Genomic DNA, 19,841 nt, shown 5'->3' with positions numbered 1-19,841 from the left:
CGTGTTAGTACCTAAACGTGTTAAACATAGACGTGAGTTCCGCGGAAAAATGCGTGGAGAAGCTAAAGGCGGTAAAGAAATCGCCTATGGTGAATATGGCTTACAAGCATTAGATTCTAAATGGATCACCAACCGCCAAATCGAAGCAGCCCGTATCGCGATGACACGTTATATGAAACGTGGAGGGAAAGTATGGATTAAAATCTTCCCTCACAAACCATACTCCGCCAAAGCCATTGGTGTTCGTATGGGTTCCGGTAAAGGTGCTCCAGAAGGCTGGGTAGCTCCTGTTAAACGCGGAAAAATTTTATTTGAAATTGCAGGGGTGCCTGAAGAAGTTGCTCGTGAAGCGCTACGTCTTGCCGCCCACAAATTACCAATTCGTTGTAAGATTGTCAAACGTGATGTAGGTGGTGAATCGAATGAATAAATTTTCTGAATTAAAAGATCTTTCCGTGGCTGAATTAAACGCAAAGGAACAAGAATACAAACAAGAGTTATTCAATTTACGATTCCAATTGGCAACCGGTCAATTAGAAAATACTGCGCGTATTAAACAAGTTCGTAAACAAATTGCTCGTATTAAAACAGCATTGCGTCAACAAGAACTCGCGTAAAACGTTAATCAGTAAAGGAGGATATTAAAGAAATGGCAGAAAAACGTAATCACCGTAAAGTTCTACAAGGACGCGTTGTTTCCGATAAAATGGATAAGACGATTGTTGTCCAAGTAGACACATTTAAATTCCATCCAACATACAAAAAACGTATTTCGTATTCCAAGAAATATAAAGTACATGATGAAAAGAATTCAGCAAAAGTAGGCGACACCGTTAAAATTATGGAAACCCGTCCACTATCTAAGGATAAATATTTCCGTCTAGTTGAAATTGTTGAAAAATCAGTTATTATTTAACGCTAACTGGAAGGAGGATACTAGAAGATGATTCAAACAGAAAGTCGCTTGAAAGTTGCTGATAACTCAGGAGCACGTGAAGTCCTATGTGTCAGCGTTTTAGGTGGTTCAGGTCGTAAAACAGCTAACATCGGTGACGTTATTGTATGTACAGTAAAACAAGCTACACCCGGTGGCGTTGTTAAAAAAGGTGATGTGGTAAAAGCTGTTATTGTTCGCTCCAAGAGTGGAACACGTCGTGCTGATGGTTCATACATCAAATTCGATGAAAATGCCTGTGTAATTATTCGTGATGACAAAACACCACGTGGAACTCGTATCTTTGGACCAGTAGCTCGTGAATTACGTGAAAACAACTATATGCGTATTATTTCACTCGCTCCAGAAGTACTTTAATCATATTGAAAGAGAGGTGTCCAAAAGATGCGTATTAAAACAGGTGATAAAGTAGAAATTATTGCTGGTAAAGACAAAGGCGTTCAAGGAACAGTTTTAAAAACTTTCCCTAAGAAAGACCGCGTACTCGTTGAAGGCGCAAACTTAGTGAAGAAACACCAACGTCCATCCCAAGCAAATCCACAAGGCGGCATCATCGAAGAAGAAGCTGCAATTCATGTATCAAATGTCCAATTAATTGATCCAGAAACCAACGAAAAGACTCGCGTTGCCATTGAAGAACGTGACGGCAAACGTGTTCGTGTCGCTAAAAAATCTGGCAAAGCCTTAGATTAATTAAGGAAGGAGGAACTAACAGATTATGGCTAATCATTTAAAAGAAAAATACAATAACGAAGTAAAGAACGCTTTAATTGAAAAGTTTAACTATACTTCCCCAATGCAAGTGCCTAAAGTTGACAAGATTGTTTTAAATATGGGTGTCGGAGACGCTGTCTCCAACTCAAAAAATCTTGAAAACGCAGTGGAAGAATTAACCAAGATCTCTGGTCAAAAACCAATTATCACCAAGGCGAAGAAATCAATCGCTGGTTTCCGCTTACGTGAAGGTATGCCTATTGGTACCAAAGTTACCTTACGTGGTGAACGTATGTATGACTTCTTAGACAAGTTAATTAATGTTTCACTTCCTCGTGTTCGTGACTTCCGCGGTATTAGCAAACGTTCCTTTGACGGACGTGGTAACTACACCTTAGGTATTCGTGAACAATTAATCTTCCCAGAAATCGACTTTGATGAAGTTGATAAAGTTCGTGGTCTAGACGTTGTTATCGTCACAACCGCAGAATCCGATGAAGAATCAAGAGAATTATTGGCACAATTAGGAATGCCATTCCAAAAATAGTACAAGGAGGCGAACGGTTTGGCTAAAAAAGCAATGATCGAAAAGAATAAACGTAAACCTAAGTATTCAACACAGGCTTACACACGTTGTGAACGCTGTGGCAGACCCCACTCTGTTTACCGTAAGTTTAAATTATGCCGTATTTGTCTTCGTGAACTTGCCCATAAAGGACAACTTCCAGGGGTCAAGAAGGCTAGTTGGTAATCAAGTAATATAAAGGAGGGTGTACTTAGATGGTCATGACAGATCCAATTGCGGACTTCCTAACTCGTATTCGTAACGCTAACTTAGTGCGTCATGAAACAGTTGAAGTTCCAGCTTCAAAAATGAAAGAAGCAATTGCTAAAATCTTAGAAGAACAAGGCTATATTAAAGGCTATGAAGTCTTAGAAGACGACAAACAAGGGATTATCCGCGTATTCATGAAATACGGTGCCGATAACCAACGTATCATCACAAACTTACGCCGTATTTCTAAACCAGGATTACGCGTTTACGCAAAAAGTGATGAAATTCCTAAAGTCTTAAACGGATTAGGAATTGCCATTGTATCAACATCTGAAGGTGTTGTTACTGACAAAGAAGCACGCCAAAAGAACATTGGTGGCGAAATTCTTGCCTACGTATGGTAAGAGAGAAATCATTATAGAAAGAGGTGCAGCCTAGATGAGTCGTATTGGTTATAAACCAGTTGCCGTACCAAGTGACGTAACCGTATCTATTGACGGTTCTACCGTTACTGTTAAAGGCCCTAAAGGTGAATTAACACGCGAATTCAATCCATTGATTAAAATCGCTCAAAACGAAGAAAATGAATATACTTTTGAACCAGTAAACCAATCAAAAGAAGCCCGTTCTATGCATGGAACGTCACGTTCATTGTTCTATAACATGGTAGTAGGAACCCACGAAGGTTTCTCCAAACAATTGGAACTATCCGGGGTTGGTTACCGTGCGCAATTACAAGGTAAAAAACTTGTCTTACAAGTGGGATTATCCCATCCAGTAGAATTTGAAGCACCAGAAGGTATTGACTTTGAGGTACCAAGCAATACAGAAATCAAAATCAACGGTGCTGACAAAGATAAAGTTGGCGAATTAGCTGCTAAAATCCGTCAAGTACGTAAACCAGAACCTTACAAGGGTAAAGGGATTAAATACGCTGGCGAACACATTATCCGTAAAGAAGGTAAAACTGGTAAGTAATCGACTTACAGTAATCTGCCTAATAAAAATAATAATTAAGAGGTGACAAAATTGATTAGCAAACCAGATAAAAATGCATTACGTCAAAAACGTCATGCACGTATTCGTCGTAATCTTTCTGGAACAGCAGAGTGCCCACGCTTGAGTGTTTACCGCTCAAATAAACACATCTACGCTCAATTAATTGATGACGTAGCGGGTGTTACGCTTGCAAGTGCCTCTGATGCCAATTCAGAATTAAACAAAGGAAGCAAAACTGAAAATGCCCAAGCAGTTGGCCAAGCCATTGCTGAACGCGGAAAAGAAGCAGGAGTGACTGCAGTAGTCTTTGACCGTGGGGGTTACCAATATCACGGCCGTGTGAAAGCCTTAGCAGAAGCCGCTCGTGAAAATGGATTAGAATTCTAAGCAAAGGAGGATACCTAAACATGGCAAAAGATTTCGTTCAAATTGATGACAAAAAAATTGAAGATCGCGTTGTTGCTATTAATCGAGTAACCAAAGTTGTTAAAGGTGGTCGCCGGATGCGCTTTGCAGCCTTAGTGGTTGTTGGTGACGGTGAAGGTCACGTAGGATTTGGTACCGGTAAAGCTTCTGAAGTGCCTGCAGCAATCAATAAAGCGATTGAAAATGGTAAGAAAAACATGATCGCGGTTCCACTTGCTGGTACAACTATTCCACATGAAGTCATTGGTAAATTCAATGGTGGTCGTGTTATGCTTAAACCTGCTAAAGTCGGTTCTGGGGTTGCCGCTGGTGGTCCAATCCGTGCCGTTGTTGAATTAGCCGGTATTGCTGATATTACTTCAAAATCTCTCGGATCCAATACACCAATTAATATGGTTCAAGCAACTATCCAAGGTCTTGCTGAATTAAAAGACCCTAAAGAAGTTGCTCAATTACGTGGTAAATCCGTACAAGAACTATTAGGTTAGGGGGACAAACCATGTCAGAAGTAAAAATTACTTTAAAGAAAAGTTTAATTGGTCGCAAAGAAGATCAAATTAGAACCGTTAAAGCACTAGGTTTAAAACATGTTGGCTACAGTGTTGTTAAGACACGCGATGAAGCAATTAATGGTATGATTAATAAAGTAGCCCACCTAGTCTCTGTTGAAGACGTAAAATAATATCTAAAGGAGGTGCAGACTAGATGGCATTACATGAATTACAACCCGCAAAAGGATCTCGTCATTCACGCAAACGTGTAGGTCGTGGATCAGGGTCAGGTTGGGGTAAAACCTCTACCCGTGGTCAAAAAGGACAATTAGCACGTTCCGGTGGACGTACTCGTCTAGGCTTCGAAGGTGGACAAACTCCACTTTACCGTCGTATCCCTAAACGTGGTTTCACCAACATTAACCGTAAAGAATATGCGATTGTTAATATCGAAGACTTAAATGTTTTTGAAGACGGCTCAGAAGTTTCAGCCAATGAATTAGCTGAAGCAGGTTTAATCAAGAAGGAAAAAGCTGGCGTTAAAATTTTAGGACAAGGTAACTTAGAACGTAAGTTAACAGTAAAAGCTGCTAAATTCTCAGCGTCTGCAAAAGAAGCTATTGAAGCCGCTGGGGGAGTTTGCGAGGTGATCTAATGTTTAGCACCTTGAAACAAGCCTTCAAGGACAAAAATATTAGAGGTCGAATCTTCTTTACTCTATGGATGTTAATTGTCTTTAGAATCGGCTCACATATTACCGTTCCTTTTGTTAATGCTGGAGCGGTATCGACTTTAGCAAATTCGGGCCTATTCGGCTTGTTAAATACCTTTGGTGGTGGAGCCTTAGCGAGTTACTCCATCTTCTCCTTAGGTGTTTCACCCTACATTACTGCTTCGATTGTTATCCAGCTCTTGCAGATGGAAATTGTTCCATCATTCACCGAGTGGTCCAAGCAAGGGGAGGTAGGGCGTCGGAAGTTAAATAAATGGACGCGTTACTTTGCAGTAGCGATCGCTTTCTTTCAATCATTAGCATTGTCATTAGGGTTTAACTCATTAGCCCAATTCGGCTTAATTCAAAACCCAAGTACGACAACTTACTTATTCATTGCCTTGATAATGACCGCTGGATCCATGTTTGTTACTTGGATTGGGGAGCAAATCACCCAATATGGGGTGGGTAACGGAACATCATTGATTATTTTTGCCGGGATCGTTTCTCGTGTCCCTACAGAAATTGTCGCTTTTGTAAGTTCCAAACTTCTCAAGGCAGAAGGCAACGCCTTGGTTCAAAATGGCTTATTGGCACTAGCCTTTATCCTGATAATGATCCTCATCATTACCTTTGTGGTCTTTATCAACCAGGCTGAACGCCGAATTCCGGTGCGTTATTCTAAACGGGCCAATAGCGCTAACCAACGTGCCCACCTACCATTGAAAATCAATTCAGCTGGTGTTATCCCAGTGATCTTTGCTAGTTCCCTAATTATGGTTCCGCAAACGATCTTGAATTTCTTTAGAGCTTCTCATGGAGAGGCTGAATGGTTTAAACTCGTCTCACGGATCTTTTCATTACAAGATCCTTTAGGAATTGCCCTATACGCGGTGACGATTATTCTGTTCACCTTCTTCTATGCCCATATTCAAATTAATCCAGAACGTGTGGCTGAGAACTTCCAAAAATCAGGTGCTTACATTCCTAGTGTTCGTCCTGGTTTAGCGACTGAACAGTTTATTTCAACGGTTCTCAATCGTTTAAGTTTCTTTGGTGCTCTGTTCTTAATGGCCATTGCCACCGCGCCTTTAGTGATTTCTTATGTTTTAGATATGTCACAAAGAGTTGCTTTAAGTGGGACTAGCTTGTTGATCGTTGTCGGAGTCGCATTAGATACCTATAAACAAATTGAAGGACGTTTAATCAAACATCGTTATATTGGATTCATTCGTGAATAGGAAATTGGGAGTGCATAAAGATGAAAAGAAATATTATTTTAATGGGTCTACCTGGTGCAGGTAAGGGAACCCAAGCTGAACGCATTGAAGCAGCTTATAAAATTCCTCATATTTCTACTGGTGATATGTTCCGCCAAGCTATGGCTGACGGTACGGAATTAGGGAAGAAGGCCAAGTCCTACATGGATTCTGGTTCTTTAGTACCTGATGAAGTAACTAACGGCATTGTCAAAGACCGCTTAGCTCAAGTCAAAGACGATGAGGGTTATATGTTAGATGGTTTCCCAAGAACCATCAACCAAGCTGAGGCTTTGGAAGAGATTACGGCAAGTATCGATCAACCCATTGATGCAGTCATTTACATTGATGTTGATCCTGAGGTGCTAAAACAACGTTTAACCGGCAGAAACATTTGTCGTTCGTGTGGGGCAACCTACAATGTGAACTCTAACCCACCAAAAGAAGAAAACACCTGTGACCGTTGTGGTAGTCATGATTTCTACCAACGTGAGGATGACAAAGCTGAAGTTGTCGAAAATCGTATCCAGGTGAACCTCGAACAAACCAAGCCTTTGGTTGAATTCTATGAAGCAAAGGGCAAACTCTACAAGGTTCCTGGCGACATTGGCATTGAAAATGTCTTTAACCGCATTTCTGAAGTTATCGAAGATTAGACTTGATAACTATTCTTTGTTGTGGTAAAATATTCGAGTTAGTCGAAAGATACACCTACTGTTTGAAGCTATTACTTGGATAGACTGGGAGGATATATTGTGGCTAAAGAAGATATGATTGAAGTTGAAGGTACTGTTACTGAATCGTTACCAAATGCAATGTTCAAAGTCGAGCTCGAAAACGGCTTTGAAGTTTTAGCGCATATTTCAGGAAAAATGCGTGTTAATTATATCCGTATTTTACCTGGCGACCGTGTAAAGGTAGAAATGTCTCCTTATGACTTAAGTAAAGGACGTATTACCTACCGATTCAAGTAATGGTGGTATAAGGAGGTAAAAGAGTGAAAGTTAGAGCATCAGTAAAACCTATTTGTGAAAAATGCAAGGTAATTCGCCGTAGTGGCCGTGTGATGGTTATTTGTGCGAACCCTAAACATAAACAACGTCAAGGTTAATTAATAGATAGGAGGGACCAGATAAATGGCACGTATTGCAGGAGTAGATATTCCTAGAGATAAACGCGTTGTTATCTCATTAACCTACATTTTCGGTATCGGTAAAGCCACTGCTGAAAAGATTTGTGAAGCTTGTGATGTTTCCGAAGATACTCGTGTTCGTGACCTCACTAACGATGAACTTGACCGCCTACGTAAAGAAGTGGACAAGATCAAAGTTGAAGGTGACTTACGCCGCGATATCAATATGGATATCAAACGCTTACAAGAAATTGGTTCATACCGTGGTATGCGTCACCGTCGTGGCTTACCAGTTCGTGGACAAAATACTAAAAACAATGCACGTACCCGTAAAGGTAAACGTGGCTTAGCAATCGCTAAGAAGAAATAATTAATTTAAAATAAAGGAGGTTAGCATACAGATGGCAAAAGCAAAACGTCAAGGATCACGTAAACGTCGTGTCAAGAAACATGTTGAGTCAGGCGTCGCACATATTCACTCAACATTCAACAATACTATTGTGATGATTACTGATGAACAAGGAAATGCGATTTCTTGGTCTTCTGCAGGGGCTCTTGGCTTTAAAGGTTCCCGTAAATCAACACCATATGCTGCACAATTAGCTTCAGAAACCGCTGCTAAAACAGCAATGGATCATGGGATGAAAACCGTAGAAGTATCGGTAAAAGGTCCTGGCTCTGGTCGTGAATCTGCTATTCGTGCACTTCAAGCTGCAGGATTAGAAGTTACTGCAATTCGTGATGTAACACCTATTCCTCATAATGGTTGTCGTCCTCCAAAACGTCGTCGTGTTTAATATTTAAAACGATTGATGCATTTGGACTTACTTAAAGGTGCAAGTTTTCACGTTTTGAAAGGGGTAAACTACTAGATGATCGAAATTGAAAAGCCAAATATCGAAACCATTGAAACCAGCGAAGATAATAAGTTTGGTAAATTCGCTGTCGAACCACTAGAGAGAGGTTATGGGACGACTTTAGGTAATTCCCTTCGTCGTGTACTTTTATCCTCATTACCAGGGACAGCTGTAACATCGATAAAGATTGAAAATGTTTTACATGAATTTTCAACTATTCCAGGAGTACGTGAAGACGTTACCCAAATTGTTCTTAATATTAAGCAACTTGCGCTTAAATTATACGATGTCGATGAAAAGGACATTGAACTTGATATTACTGGACCAGCTGAAGTGACTGTGGCAGATATTACTGCTGACGCGGACTTCGATGTTTTGAATCCAGATCTACATATTTGTTCTTTGGCTGAAGGTGCCAAAATCCATATGCTGATGCATGTTAAGAATGGACGTGGCTTTGTTCGTGCAGAAAACAACAAAACGGACGATATGCCTATTGGTGTCATTCCGGTCGATTCAATCTATACACCAATCAAGAAGGTTAACTACCAAGTAGAAAATACCCGGATTGGTGAAGTCAATGAATATGATAAATTGACTTTCGATATTTGGACGGATGGAACGATTGCCCCTAAGGAAGCTTTAAGCTTAGCGGCTAAAGTCTTAACGGAACATCTTGCGATCTTTGTTAGCCTAACTGATGAAGCTCAAGAAGCTGAAATCATGGTTGAGAAAGAAGAAACACAAAAAGAAAAAATGCTCGAAATGACCATTGAGGAATTAGACTTATCGGTACGGTCCTATAACTGCTTGAAACGGGCAGGGATTAATACCGTTGAAGAATTGACTCAAAAGACTGAAGCAGAAATGATGAAGGTCCGTAACTTAGGACGTAAATCATTAGATGAAGTCAAGGGCAAACTCGACGCATTAGACTTATCTTTAAAAGATGATGACTAATATCTTTAAGAAGGAGGAATAGAAAGAATGAGTTACCGTAAATTAGGTCGTAGTAGCTCCCAACGTAAAGCCTTATTACGTGATTTAACTACTGACTTATTAATCAACGAACGCATTACCACGACTGAAACTCGCGCTAAAGAAATTCGTAAAACTGCTGAAAAGATGATCACTTTAGGTAAAAAAGGCGATCTCGCTTCTCGTCGTCGCGCAGCAAGTTATTTACGTAATGAAGTGAGCGATGTTCGTGTTGAAGACGAAAAAATCGTTATTGAAACCGTTCTTCAAAAGTTATTCAATGACTTAGGTGAACGTTACGCTGACCGTCAAGGTGGTTATACTCGTATTTTGAAAACCGAACCACGTCGTGGCGATAACGCTCCAATGGCGATTATTGAATTAGTATAAAACTTTTGAGTGTTATGATGATGGGAAGAAGCTATTCTTCTTCCCGAGTCTAGCTCTTTCATCCCTAGGCCAAAGTCTAGGGGTGAAAAAGTTTGTTTTTTATTGAGGCATTTTATATGTCTTTTTTTTTGCGCTTTTTTAGTTTTCAATAGAGAATATTTGTTATAATAATAATGTTAATGAACATTTATAGAGAAGAGGTTTCCCCCATGCGCCAAGAACGGCTATATTTACCTCAGCTAGATACTCTGAGGCTCTTTGCCATGCTTGCCATCATTTGCTATCATTTCTTCACCAATTCCTTACCGGGTGGCTTTTTAGCGGTGGATATATTTTTGATCCTATCGGGTTATTTGGTGACCGGTCAGTTGGAGCGGCGGTTAAGGGAAGGCAAGTCCTTCAGGCTGGGCTCGCAATTCTTAAGGCGCTTGGGGAAAATGTTTTGGCCCTTGGTCTTTTTTATTATCCTCCTATTAGCGCTCTTATTGCTCTTTCAAGCAAACTTGTTAACCAATATCCGGCCGGTGGTCTTTTCCAGCTTGGCCTTTGTTAATAACTGGTATCAGATTGCCATTGGGTCTTCCTATTTTGCTGAATTTCTCCACCCCTCGCTTTTAACCCATCTTTGGTACTTGGGGGTCTACCTACAATCACTCTTGGTCTTTTATTTCATCTATGGCTTACTGCGGCGGCGCTTGTCTAAGCAGCATTTTACTTATTTCTTGATTGTTTTAGCCCTGATGTCAGCCGCCTGGATGGCCTTTCTCTTTACTCCGGGACAAGATCCTAGCCGGGCCTATTATGGGACTGATAGCCGCTTATTTTCCTTTTTATTAGGGAGCATCGCTTTCTTAATGGGGGAAGAAATCATAGGCTTCTCACATCGTCTGCTTGATAAATCTTGGACCCCTGACTTAATCGCCCTAATGACTGCTGGTATTTTAGCAGTCTTGATGAAGTTCCTGACGGATTCTTCCATATGGACCTACTACGGGGGCATGTTGGTCTTTGACCTGTTGGTAGTCTTATTTATCTTGGCCATTGTCCAAGACCAGTCCTTTATTGGTAAGACCCTTCGTTTCAAGCCCTTGGCCTATATCGGGCGGAAGAATTATTTCGTCTATCTGACCTATTATCCGATCTATATTGTCTTTACTGCCCATGCCAGTCAACAAAACTGGTTTACCATGCAACCTTGGCTACAGGTCCTAGCCATTTTTGTGATAGGCCTGCTCCTAGACGCCTTGGTTAACCAGCGCTTAGTGACAATACCGATTTATTTGCGCCCTAAAGGGGAGCCCTTGCGATTAATTACAGGCTTCCGTCAAGTCCGGTCTAAGGAGACCCCCTGGTACCAAAAACTTCTCTTTTGGGGCTTTACCCTGGTTCTAGCTTTGGCTCTCTTTGCCTTAGTGACAGCACCCAAGGGCGAAGTGGTCCTCAAGTCTGAAGCTGAAGCCCGGGAGGCCCGTGAAGCGATCGAACAAGCCAACCGGGAAAAACATACCATTGCTAGTGATAGTGACGAAGATATTGAAAAATACCGGCAATCGCTTAGCCAAGACCAACAAGCTATCGTGAGTGACTTTTCCAATGAAGTCCTTTACCAGGCTAACGGACTTAGCTTTACCTTCTTAGGGGACTCCTTAACCATCGATGTTTCTAAGGGGATTACGGCCCTCTTCCCACGGTCTAATATCTGTGCCAAGGTGGGACTCCAAGTCTACCAAGCGGGTGAACTGATCGATAGCTTTAGCGCTGAGAATGAGATCCAGGATAAAGTGGTGGTAGACTTAGGAGCCAATGGTGGCTTTACTTCCCAACAAATCAACCAATTACTGAAACGTTTTGAAGGTAAGAAGATTTACCTGGTCAATACCCACGTCAACCGGCCCTGGCGCCAACAAGTTAATGACGCCTTGAAGGCAACCGCTGAGAGTCGAAAAGACTGTCATCTAATCGATTGGTCCGGCTACTACGATCAAAATGCCCAAGCGGATTGGCTCAGTCAAGATGGGATTCATTTCTCTCAAGCAGGAGTCAAGGCTTGGACAGACTATGTGGGACGGGCATTAATTGAAGATAATAAGTGATAAATCAGTTGAAATATAGCACTGGTTCCGTTACACTAAGAAGAGATTTACAGATATCTTCGGGGCAGGGAGCGTTTCCCGACCGGCGGTAAAAGTCCGCAAGCTATCAAGGGATTGATAGGAATGAACTAGTGTAATTCTAGTACCGACAGTAAAGTCTGATAGGAGAAGAGTGAATACGATAACTATAGCCCCTCCGTTACTTTAAACGGAGGGTTTTATTTTAGAAATGGGGAGAAAACTTGGAGTCGATCATCTCTGTCAAAGATGTTAGCTTTCGCTACGATAAAGAAGAAGACAAACAAACCATCAAACAGGTTTCTTTTGATATCTTTGACCAAGAATGGGTAGCCATTATCGGTCATAATGGCTCAGGGAAATCTACCATGGCCAAACTAATTGATGGGTTATTAGAAGCGGAATCTGGCCAGATTACTGTGGCGGGGTTAGCACTCAATGAAGCCAATGTCTGGACGATCCGGCAAAATATCGGCCTGGTTTTTCAAAATCCTGACAACCAATTCGTTGGGGCCACGGTTGAAGACGATGTAGCTTTTGGCTTAGAGAATGCTGGGGTGCCACACGTTGAAATGGTCGAGCGGGTCAATTGGGCCTTAGAAGAGGTCGGCATGTCGGCTTATCGGCAATATGAGCCCAGCAACTTATCAGGAGGGCAAAAACAACGGGTAGCCATTGCTGGGATTATTGCCCTCCAGCCCCGGGTGATTATCTTGGATGAAGCTACCTCCATGCTTGATCCAGAGGGGCGCGAAGAAGTGATGGAAGTTATCCGCCGTCTGAAGGAAAAGAGCCAGCTCACCGTCTTATCGATTACCCATGACTTAAGTGAAGCAGCTAGTGCAGACCGCATCTTAGTTTTCCGCCAGGGTGAAATCGTTAATGAGGGTAAACCCGCAGAGATTTTTTCTTATGGGGATAAGTTGATCGATATGGGACTGGGCGTGCCCTTTAGTGTCCAATTAAAAAACGCCTTAGCCCAACGCGGTTTTAGCTTTGAAAAAGATTATTATACTGAAGAAGGGTTGGTGGATTACTTATGCAAATTGAATTCCAAGGCGTAAGTTATGCTTATGGGGCAGGGACTCCCTTTGAAACCTTGTCTTTGCATGATGTCAATTTAACCATTCCCGACCAAAGTTTTACGGCCTTTATTGGTCATACCGGGAGTGGTAAATCAACTGCCATCAAACACCTTAATGGCCTCTTAAAGCCAACCCAAGGGGCGGTTCAGATTGGACCGGATACCGTGACCAAGAACTCTAAGGGAGAAGTCTTACGGCGCATTCGCAGCCAAGTAGGAATTGTCTTTCAGTTTCCTGAATCGCAACTTTTTGAAGAAACCGTCCTTAAAGATGTTATGTTTGGCCCCTTAAACTACGGAGCCAGTGAAGAAGAAGCCCGTCAAAAAGCCATTGAAGCCCTTGACTTGGTCGGGCTGGCCAGCGAACTTTATGACCAATCTCCCTTTGACTTATCGGGTGGGCAAATGCGCCGGGTAGCCATTGCTGGGATTCTTGCCATGGAGCCCAAGGTCTTAGTCTTGGACGAACCCACGGCTGGTTTGGATCCTAAAGGCCACCGGGACATGATGGCCATGTTCTACCGACTCTATAAGGAACGTCAGTTGACGGTGGTCCTGGTGACCCATCAAATGAATGATGCGGCCCAATATGCTAATCATATTGTCGTGATGAATAAAGGAACCGTGGTCCGTCAAGGCTCAACAGCGGAAATCTTTTCTGACGCTGACTGGCTCAGAGACCATAGCCTGTCACTACCTGATAGTTTAGAATTTAAGGCGGTTTTAGCTGACCAAGCTGGAATTCAACTCCAAGACAATCCGCTAACCGTTGACCAACTCGCGGATAGTATTCTTAACTATTTTGAACTAGGGGAGGTTCAAGATGAAGAATAAATTTATTATGGGACGGTATTTGAACGGGGATTCCCTGGTCCACCGGATGGATCCACGGGCCAAATTGATCATTATGTTCATCTTACTGATCTTTATCTTTTTCGCCAATAATGGCCTGACTTATGGGATCTTAGGCCTCTTAGTAGTGGCCTTTGTCTGGCTGACCGGGATTTCTTTAAAAATCTTTCTCAAGGGCCTTAAGCCGATGATTCTTTTGATCCTGATTACGGTAGCCTTGCAGTTATTCTTTACCCGGACAGGGGAAGTCTACTGGCAATGGGGCTTTTTAGCCATTACCGATGAAGGCTTATGGAACGCCTTGTTTATCTTTTTACGTTTCGTTTATATTATTTTCATTTCTACTATTCTTACTTTAACGACCAAGCCCCTGGATATTACCGATGGTTTGGAAAGTTTGATGAAGCCCTTAAAGAATGTTCTCCCAGTCCATGAAATTGCCTTGATGCTATCGATTGCCCTGCGCTTTGTACCGACCTTATTAGAAGAAACTGACAAGATTATGGACGCTCAATGGGCGCGTGGAGTTGATTTTAGCGAGGGGTCATTAATGAGCCGGATTAAGGCCATTATTCCTATCTTGGTGCCTCTATTTGTCTCTGCCTTTGATCGCGCCTATGACTTATCCATTGCCATGGAAGCGCGCGGCTACCAAGGGGGCGAAGGGCGGTCCAAGTACCGTTTACTCCACTGGCACAAGCGCGATACCATGGCTATTGGCCTAGTGGCTTGCGTTTGCCTAGCAATATTAATCTTTAGGTCCTAATTGGCCAAGATAAGTAAAGAAAAAGAGTGACAAAGCTGGCAGTCAAGGCCGGCTTTTCCTATTTATTTGTGATTTAAAAGAATGAGAGAGGCGTTTGATAATTATGCAACAACGCTATAAAGCGACCATTGCCTATGATGGTACTCCCTATGTGGGTTTTCAAGTCCAACCCAATGGACCTAGCATCCAAGCGGCCCTGGAAAAGGCCCTGAAATTAATGACTAAGGGCCAAGAGATTCCCGTTTATGGGTCCGGACGTACCGATTCTGGCGTCCATGCTCTGGGACAAGTGGTGCATTTTGACTATCCTTCAGAGATTGAGACAGAAGGTTTGTTACGGGCCTTAAATAGTATCTTAGATGACGCTATTTGTGTGAAGGCGGTTGAGCCGGTGGAAAAACACTTCCACGCCCGCTACCATGCCTTGAGAAAGGCTTACTTATATAAGGTTTCCCTGGCCCCCTTTATTTCGCCTTTTGATCGCCACTATGTCCTTCACCATCCCTACCGTACTGATGTATCACGGATTCAAGAGGCCTTACCGGCTTTGATTGGGAGCCATAACTTTAAGAGCTTCTGTTCCACTAAAACGGATAAGACGGTTTTTGACCGGGAGATCTACCGGGCTGAATGTCAGCCATCAGAGGATGGACAGGCTTTGACTTTTTATTTTGAGGGCAATGGTTTTCTCTACAACATGGTAAGGATTATTGTGGGGACCTGTTTGCAGATAGGAGACGGGCTCCGTCCAGTGGAGAATCTTAGTGACTTGTTAAGCATTCAAGACCGGAACGCCGCGGGGCCCACTGCCAAGGCACATGGGCTATACCTGCACCATGTGGATTATCCAAGCCAAGAGGAACGAATCGCCAAGTCCGAAGCAAACGGCTTTTATTAGAGAAAAAACTAGGCCTTTTCTGGCATTTTTGCTATGATGATAGTACTTATTATTTGTAAAAATATTGTGAAATGCACCTTACTATAGGAAATTGAAAAATACTGTATACTGTGATCGGTAAATAATACAAGGAATTGTGGAGGGAAAGATGGTAAAGATAAGTTTCTTGCTCATAGGCTTGATCATCCTAGGCGGCTTTGCTTATTTACTGGTGCGGGCCATTCGTTTAGATAAGTTAAAGGCCACCAAACAAGTATTGGCAGTCATTACAATGATTTTATTTGTACTTAACCTGGCCCTGGCGGTCTCGATTATTCGTCAACAGGCAGCGGGGGAGAAGCAACAGATCGAGCAGATGGCTGACCAATACCTGGCTTGGCTGGATAAGGAAAGTGGAGCCAGCCAATCCAAGGCCTTGGAAAGTGCCTTACAAAGTTTAGTCAGTGACTTGTCAGAAGGACAGGTTGGAATAGCGGTTTTTAACCAAGAGGGGAAAAAGATCGTCGCTATCAATGACCAAGCTGACTTTATTACGGCTTCTACCTATAAGCCCCTTCTCGCCGCCGTTGCGCTTTACCTCTTAGAAGAAGAGGAAATTAGTACCGGGCAGGAAGAGCGGATTAAACAGCTGATTATCCCTACTATTCAGTGGTCTGACAATGACCGCGCCATTACCCTGGGTCGCGATATTGTCGACTATGATCGTTTTAATCAAGTGATGCATAACTGGGGTTTTAATTCCTTCCGAGTCGCTACCGACAGTGACTATTCCCTACATATTACTCCGGAAGACCTGGCCCGCTTTTACCAGGAACTAGAGCAGGGCAAGCTCTTGAACAGCGAACACACAGCCTTCTTGCTCGAGCAATTGCAACAATCCCAGGAACCTATTCCCTTTGACGAGGCCTTGGCTGGCGAGGATAATTATTGGAACAAGTATGGCTTACTGACTGGAATCTATAATGAAAGCGGAATTTATAAAGATGCCAATGGGAAAAGTTATTACCTAGCCGTGATGACGGCTGATTGGTTGGCCAGTGACAGTGAGAAAACGGAATGGTTTAAGCAACTCGCTGAGGTCTTTAGCCAGTACTTGTATGGGGAGTAAGGCCTTAAAGAATGTGACAAGGATTAGACAGATGAGATAGACAGAACAAGGAGCGAAGCAATGCTGATCTTTTTAGGTTTTCTAGTGGCCCTCGGTTTAATTGGGTCCTCTTACTATTTTTACAAGCAGGAAGGGCGAGGCTTCTACCTCCTTTTCGTTCTGATTGGCTTCTTACTACTGGCGGCCATGGTGGTCTTGTCGGCCTATTATTTTTTGGGCTAAGTAGGGGCTAAAAAATAAAAAAGACTTGACTTTAGGTGAAATTAAAGCTATGATATTAGACGGTATTGTTTGCCCCACGATCGGCCCCGGAAACCAATTGTGATACGCAACAATCGTAAAGTAAACGGAGGAAATAAACATGCGTCAAACTTATATGGCAAAAGCTAGCGAAGTTGAACGTAACTGGGTTGTTCTTGACGCGACTGATATTGCATTAGGTCGTTTAGCAGCTGTAGCAACAAACATGTTACGTGGTAAAAATAAACCAACTTTTACCCCTAATGTTGATACTGGTGATCACGTGATTATCATCAACGCTGACAAGGTAAAATTAACTGGTAATAAAGCCCAAGATAAGAAATACTATCACCACACTGGTTACCCAGGTGGGATTAAAGAAACCACTGCTGGTAAATTACGTGCAGAAAAACCTGAACGTTTAATTGAAACCGCAGTTCGTGGTATGTTACCTAAGAATCGTTTAGGCCGTAAACAATTTACCCACTTACATGTATACAGTGGTAGCGACCATAAACATCAAGCGCAACAACCAGAAACCATCGATATTACAGAATTAATTTAAGGAGGGAACAGCAGTGGCACAAGCAAGTTATCAAGCAACAGGACGCCGTAAGGATTCTACTGCCCGCGTACGCTTAGTACCTGGTACTGGTAATATCTTCTTTAACGGTAAAGCCATGGAAGAATACTTACCATACGCATCCTTATTCGTAATCGTTAAACAACCATTAGCCGTAACACAAACTGAAGGTCAATATGACATCCATATTAACGTTCAAGGTGGCGGTTTTGCTGGCCAATCTGGTGCAGCTCGTCACGGTATTGCCCGTGCATTATTGGAAGTAGATCCTGACTTCCGTAAACCATTAAAAGAAGCTGGTTTATTATCACGTGACCCACGTATGAAGGAACGTCGTAAACCAGGTCTTAAGAAAGCGCGTAAGGCACCTCAATTCTCCAAACGTTAGAATTGGCGTCATTACGGCATTTATAACACTTCATGGTTCACGCCATGGGGTGTTTTTTTTGGGTTTTTATCGAAATTCACGCCACTTTTCACGCAAAAATCACGCCATTAGTTTTTCAAGTCAAAGAATTGTCTCATAAAAGTAGAAAGCCTCTCAACAATTTTAACTGGTTGAGAGGCTTTTTCAGTTTTTATTTGGTCATGGTACCTAATCTGTTCCAATAATAGAAGCATAAAAGGAGCAGGATTGAGACCAGAAAGCTCATGGAGACAATGAAACTGGTTGGAAATCGATTGAGCAGCAGACCCATGACCAACAAGCAGAGCATTGAAAATAGGCGTGATACGGTTGATTTTAAAGATACTAGAGAAGAAATATTATCTTCTGAAACGGCATCGTTAAAATAGGAGTTGACCATATATTCAATAAGGAAAAAGAGAAAAACAAATATAATATAGACTGAACTAAATAAAAAGAATTGCTGGGATAGGAGTAAAAAGGGAAGAATTACCATTATCAGTATCAATAGCTGAATAGAGAAATGTCTCTTTTTGAATCGTTCTTTCACTTGGTCAATGGGGATACTATAAGCAACCATAGTGATTATTTGAAATATAACATAATAGAAAATAAAATATTCTTCTTTAACTGACTTTTCTAGTAAAAAAGCCTGCCAAAGCTGGAAATGGGTTTGAAAGAAGAGCTGACTAATCAAAGCTACACAGAATATTTTTCGCAGTTTAGCGTTATGCATGAGTTCGGAAAAACTTTCTCTTATTTGTTCTTTCATTAAGACAGTATTAAGGGAAATAAGGTCTTCATTTTTTCTAGGATTTTCTTGGTAAAGAAAGTAAACCAAGAGAATAGAAATGCCGGTTAATAGAATAGCTAGTAAATAAATAAGGATGTTTATTTTAAAGTATAAAAAACCACCCAAAACACTACCTAATAGTAAAGCTAAGGTTTGGATATTATTATCAATTGAAACAAATTGAGGAATCAGGGCACAGTCACTTTCTTTTAAGGAAACAATAATTTCTGAATCGATTGTACCACTATCAAATGCTGAGGATATGCCATAGGTAAACCAGGCAAGTGCAAGGGTCCAAAAATTTGAAGTAAATAGAACTAAACAGAACATCACTATTAATAAGACTTTAGACAATAAATATAAGGACTTTCTCGACCATAAATCAGCAATGACCCCACTAGGAAACTCGGAAAGAATCATTCCACCACTATAAGCCATTTGGATAATAGCGATTTGTGAGAGTGATACCCCCTTAGCCAGCAAAAGCACAGTTAAAATGGAATGAGGTAGAGCATATGAAACGGTGGTTAAGAAAATCGATAAAAGATAAACTCTAATATTTTTGTTTTGAAGCAGGTTCATCACTTACACCTTCTTGCTAACTATCATTTTGCTAAAATTATTTTATAAATATTAACTCTTTGAGTATAAAAGTCAAGCTGGTGATTAAATAAACATAGTCTTCGCATCTATTATGCATTGATAAGATCTCATGGCTGATATCGTGAGGCTTTTCTATGTATTCTTTTTATTTAAATTCATATATATAATAAAATAATTTACCTTTCATAAATGATCAATTTTATAGATCATGTTACATTTTTGTGACATTTATAACTAATAATAGATTATACCTGTAAAATTTTGTAAAATATTTGAGGATATAGAAGATTAGTAAGCGATTTAAAGATATAAAAGAGGTATACCTATTACTTTTTTATGTCTTCTATATATTAAAACCTTATATTCATCAAAAAGGAGGCGAATTGTTTAATTAATCGATTATTTCACTTTCATACCCTTTAACCAACAAAATATTAGAAGATTTCGATTGATTACACTTATTCTAAATAAAACGCTTCTAAGCGTTTTTTCTGTCTCTCCACTTCAATTTTAAAAAGATGGTAGTACTAGTTATCAGTAAACTTTACCACATATCATAATAACCATGTCTTGCCCTTAGTGTCTACTTTATCTCCAAGTTGAAGTGAGAGATTGATCATCATGAACGCTGCTTAGTGTCTGAATAGTCAGACTAAAAAGTATCAGTAGACGGTGTGACCGACAAGCCTTTTTCTGTAGTTACACCATA

At 41.3% G+C, this 19,841-nt stretch carries 31 protein-coding genes and 1 riboswitch; of the genes, 30 read left to right on the top strand and 1 reads right to left on the bottom strand.

All coding sequences use genetic code 11. The features are described from left to right. The first annotated feature begins 1 nt into the window (after window position 1). From rplP to rpsI, 30 genes are all read left to right on the top strand, one after another. Window positions 2–430 (top strand): 50S ribosomal protein L16, encoded by a 429-nt coding sequence (gene rplP, locus AWM73_RS06940; RefSeq protein WP_013669835.1) that lies wholly within the window; start codon window positions 2–4, stop codon window positions 428–430. Then, window positions 423–617 (top strand): 50S ribosomal protein L29, encoded by a 195-nt coding sequence (gene rpmC / locus AWM73_RS06935; protein WP_013670083.1) that lies wholly within the window; start codon window positions 423–425, stop codon window positions 615–617. The genes rplP and rpmC overlap by 8 nt, the downstream gene beginning before the upstream one ends. 32 nt (window positions 618–649) lie before the next feature. Further along, window positions 650–916, top strand: a complete 267-nt coding sequence (rpsQ, locus tag AWM73_RS06930; protein ID WP_013668808.1) for a 30S ribosomal protein S17 — start codon at window positions 650–652, stop codon at window positions 914–916. 27 nt (window positions 917–943) lie between these two features. Further along, window positions 944–1,312, top strand: coding sequence for a 50S ribosomal protein L14 (rplN, locus tag AWM73_RS06925; protein WP_013669368.1), 369 nt, complete (start codon window positions 944–946; stop codon window positions 1,310–1,312). A gap of 27 nt (window positions 1,313–1,339) precedes the next feature. Beyond that, entirely contained in the window at window positions 1,340–1,648 is a 309-nt protein-coding gene (rplX, locus tag AWM73_RS06920; RefSeq protein ID WP_060778672.1) for a 50S ribosomal protein L24, read from the top strand. A 25-nt stretch (window positions 1,649–1,673) separates the two neighbouring features. After that, window positions 1,674–2,216 (top strand): 50S ribosomal protein L5, encoded by a 543-nt coding sequence (gene rplE, locus AWM73_RS06915; RefSeq protein WP_013669078.1) that lies wholly within the window; start codon window positions 1,674–1,676, stop codon window positions 2,214–2,216. Between the two features lie 18 nt (window positions 2,217–2,234). After that, window positions 2,235–2,420 carry a type Z 30S ribosomal protein S14 gene (locus AWM73_RS06910; RefSeq protein WP_041705886.1) on the top strand — a complete coding sequence of 62 codons (186 nt, stop codon included), beginning with the start codon at window positions 2,235–2,237 and terminating at the stop codon, window positions 2,418–2,420. A gap of 29 nt (window positions 2,421–2,449) precedes the next feature. Further along, window positions 2,450–2,848 carry a 30S ribosomal protein S8 gene (gene rpsH / locus AWM73_RS06905; protein ID WP_060778671.1) on the top strand — a complete coding sequence of 133 codons (399 nt, stop codon included), beginning with the start codon at window positions 2,450–2,452 and terminating at the stop codon, window positions 2,846–2,848. A 34-nt stretch (window positions 2,849–2,882) separates the two neighbouring features. After that, a complete protein-coding gene (gene rplF, locus AWM73_RS06900; protein WP_060778670.1) occupies window positions 2,883–3,422 on the top strand; it encodes a 50S ribosomal protein L6 in 540 nt (179 codons plus the stop codon). Window positions 3,423–3,464: 42 nt separating this feature from the next. Continuing rightward, the gene (gene rplR / locus AWM73_RS06895; protein WP_013669422.1) at window positions 3,465–3,830 is read left to right on the top strand and encodes a 50S ribosomal protein L18; all 366 of its coding nucleotides are present in this window, start codon (window positions 3,465–3,467) and stop codon (window positions 3,828–3,830) included. A 20-nt stretch (window positions 3,831–3,850) separates the two neighbouring features. After that, a complete protein-coding gene (gene rpsE, locus AWM73_RS06890) occupies window positions 3,851–4,357 on the top strand; it encodes a 30S ribosomal protein S5 (RefSeq protein WP_013668649.1) in 507 nt (168 codons plus the stop codon). An 11-nt stretch (window positions 4,358–4,368) separates the two neighbouring features. Next, window positions 4,369–4,551: a 50S ribosomal protein L30 gene (rpmD, locus tag AWM73_RS06885; RefSeq protein ID WP_013669956.1), complete on the top strand. Its 183-nt coding sequence runs from the start codon at window positions 4,369–4,371 to the stop codon at window positions 4,549–4,551. A gap of 23 nt (window positions 4,552–4,574) precedes the next feature. Continuing rightward, window positions 4,575–5,015: a 50S ribosomal protein L15 gene (gene rplO / locus AWM73_RS06880; RefSeq protein WP_013669395.1), complete on the top strand. Its 441-nt coding sequence runs from the start codon at window positions 4,575–4,577 to the stop codon at window positions 5,013–5,015. Continuing rightward, window positions 5,015–6,313 carry a preprotein translocase subunit SecY gene (gene secY / locus AWM73_RS06875; protein WP_060778669.1) on the top strand — a complete coding sequence of 433 codons (1,299 nt, stop codon included), beginning with the start codon at window positions 5,015–5,017 and terminating at the stop codon, window positions 6,311–6,313. The genes rplO and secY overlap by 1 nt, the downstream gene beginning before the upstream one ends. Window positions 6,314–6,333: 20 nt before the next feature. Further along, window positions 6,334–6,987: an adenylate kinase gene (locus AWM73_RS06870; RefSeq protein ID WP_060778668.1), complete on the top strand. Its 654-nt coding sequence runs from the start codon at window positions 6,334–6,336 to the stop codon at window positions 6,985–6,987. Window positions 6,988–7,086: 99 nt separating this feature from the next. After that, window positions 7,087–7,305, top strand: a complete 219-nt coding sequence (infA, locus tag AWM73_RS06865; RefSeq protein WP_013669764.1) for a translation initiation factor IF-1 — start codon at window positions 7,087–7,089, stop codon at window positions 7,303–7,305. A gap of 23 nt (window positions 7,306–7,328) precedes the next feature. Beyond that, on the top strand, window positions 7,329–7,442 hold the full coding sequence (gene rpmJ / locus AWM73_RS09010) for a 50S ribosomal protein L36 (protein ID WP_013669541.1): 114 nt from the start codon (window positions 7,329–7,331) through the stop codon (window positions 7,440–7,442). A 25-nt stretch (window positions 7,443–7,467) separates the two neighbouring features. Beyond that, window positions 7,468–7,833 carry a 30S ribosomal protein S13 gene (gene rpsM, locus AWM73_RS06860; RefSeq protein WP_060778667.1) on the top strand — a complete coding sequence of 122 codons (366 nt, stop codon included), beginning with the start codon at window positions 7,468–7,470 and terminating at the stop codon, window positions 7,831–7,833. Between the two features lie 31 nt (window positions 7,834–7,864). Continuing rightward, the gene (rpsK, locus tag AWM73_RS06855; protein ID WP_013669034.1) at window positions 7,865–8,260 is read left to right on the top strand and encodes a 30S ribosomal protein S11; all 396 of its coding nucleotides are present in this window, start codon (window positions 7,865–7,867) and stop codon (window positions 8,258–8,260) included. Window positions 8,261–8,335: 75 nt separating this feature from the next. Continuing rightward, the gene (locus AWM73_RS06850) at window positions 8,336–9,280 is read left to right on the top strand and encodes a DNA-directed RNA polymerase subunit alpha (RefSeq protein ID WP_060778666.1); all 945 of its coding nucleotides are present in this window, start codon (window positions 8,336–8,338) and stop codon (window positions 9,278–9,280) included. Between the two features lie 27 nt (window positions 9,281–9,307). Further along, on the top strand, window positions 9,308–9,688 hold the full coding sequence (rplQ, locus tag AWM73_RS06845) for a 50S ribosomal protein L17 (protein ID WP_013669270.1): 381 nt from the start codon (window positions 9,308–9,310) through the stop codon (window positions 9,686–9,688). A 209-nt stretch (window positions 9,689–9,897) separates the two neighbouring features. Next, window positions 9,898–11,781: an acyltransferase family protein gene (locus AWM73_RS06840; RefSeq protein WP_060778665.1), complete on the top strand. Its 1,884-nt coding sequence runs from the start codon at window positions 9,898–9,900 to the stop codon at window positions 11,779–11,781. Between the two features lie 51 nt (window positions 11,782–11,832). Further along, a riboswitch (FMN riboswitch) is annotated at window positions 11,833–11,958 on the top strand. A gap of 65 nt (window positions 11,959–12,023) precedes the next feature. Next, a complete protein-coding gene (locus tag AWM73_RS06835; RefSeq protein ID WP_060778664.1) occupies window positions 12,024–12,863 on the top strand; it encodes an energy-coupling factor ABC transporter ATP-binding protein in 840 nt (279 codons plus the stop codon). Then, window positions 12,839–13,717: an energy-coupling factor ABC transporter ATP-binding protein gene (locus AWM73_RS06830; protein WP_060778663.1), complete on the top strand. Its 879-nt coding sequence runs from the start codon at window positions 12,839–12,841 to the stop codon at window positions 13,715–13,717. The genes AWM73_RS06835 and AWM73_RS06830 overlap by 25 nt, the downstream gene beginning before the upstream one ends. Next, window positions 13,707–14,501, top strand: a complete 795-nt coding sequence (locus AWM73_RS06825) for an energy-coupling factor transporter transmembrane component T family protein (protein WP_060778662.1) — start codon at window positions 13,707–13,709, stop codon at window positions 14,499–14,501. The genes AWM73_RS06830 and AWM73_RS06825 overlap by 11 nt, the downstream gene beginning before the upstream one ends. A gap of 103 nt (window positions 14,502–14,604) precedes the next feature. Then, on the top strand, window positions 14,605–15,399 hold the full coding sequence (gene truA / locus AWM73_RS06820; protein WP_060778661.1) for a tRNA pseudouridine(38-40) synthase TruA: 795 nt from the start codon (window positions 14,605–14,607) through the stop codon (window positions 15,397–15,399). A gap of 148 nt (window positions 15,400–15,547) precedes the next feature. Then, entirely contained in the window at window positions 15,548–16,507 is a 960-nt protein-coding gene (locus AWM73_RS06815; RefSeq protein WP_060778660.1) for a serine hydrolase, read from the top strand. Between the two features lie 60 nt (window positions 16,508–16,567). Next, window positions 16,568–16,729 (top strand): hypothetical protein, encoded by a 162-nt coding sequence (locus AWM73_RS09065; RefSeq protein WP_156417360.1) that lies wholly within the window; start codon window positions 16,568–16,570, stop codon window positions 16,727–16,729. Window positions 16,730–16,868: 139 nt separating this feature from the next. Further along, window positions 16,869–17,312, top strand: coding sequence for a 50S ribosomal protein L13 (gene rplM / locus AWM73_RS06810; protein WP_013669478.1), 444 nt, complete (start codon window positions 16,869–16,871; stop codon window positions 17,310–17,312). Window positions 17,313–17,325: 13 nt separating this feature from the next. Next, window positions 17,326–17,718, top strand: coding sequence for a 30S ribosomal protein S9 (gene rpsI / locus AWM73_RS06805; protein WP_013668580.1), 393 nt, complete (start codon window positions 17,326–17,328; stop codon window positions 17,716–17,718). Between the two features lie 190 nt (window positions 17,719–17,908). Here the strand turns inward: rpsI and AWM73_RS06800 are convergent, their stop codons facing one another. Further along, window positions 17,909–19,111 (bottom strand): MFS transporter, encoded by a 1,203-nt coding sequence (locus AWM73_RS06800; protein WP_060778659.1) that lies wholly within the window; start codon window positions 19,109–19,111, stop codon window positions 17,909–17,911. Between the last annotated feature and the right edge of the window lie 730 nt (window positions 19,112–19,841).

This window comes from Aerococcus urinae (assembly GCF_001543175.1).
GTDB classification, from domain to species: Bacteria; Bacillota; Bacilli; order Lactobacillales; family Aerococcaceae; genus Aerococcus; species Aerococcus urinae.
The sequence above is the reverse complement of the archived record's forward strand: the minus strand, read 5'-3'. Positions and strand labels throughout refer to the sequence as shown.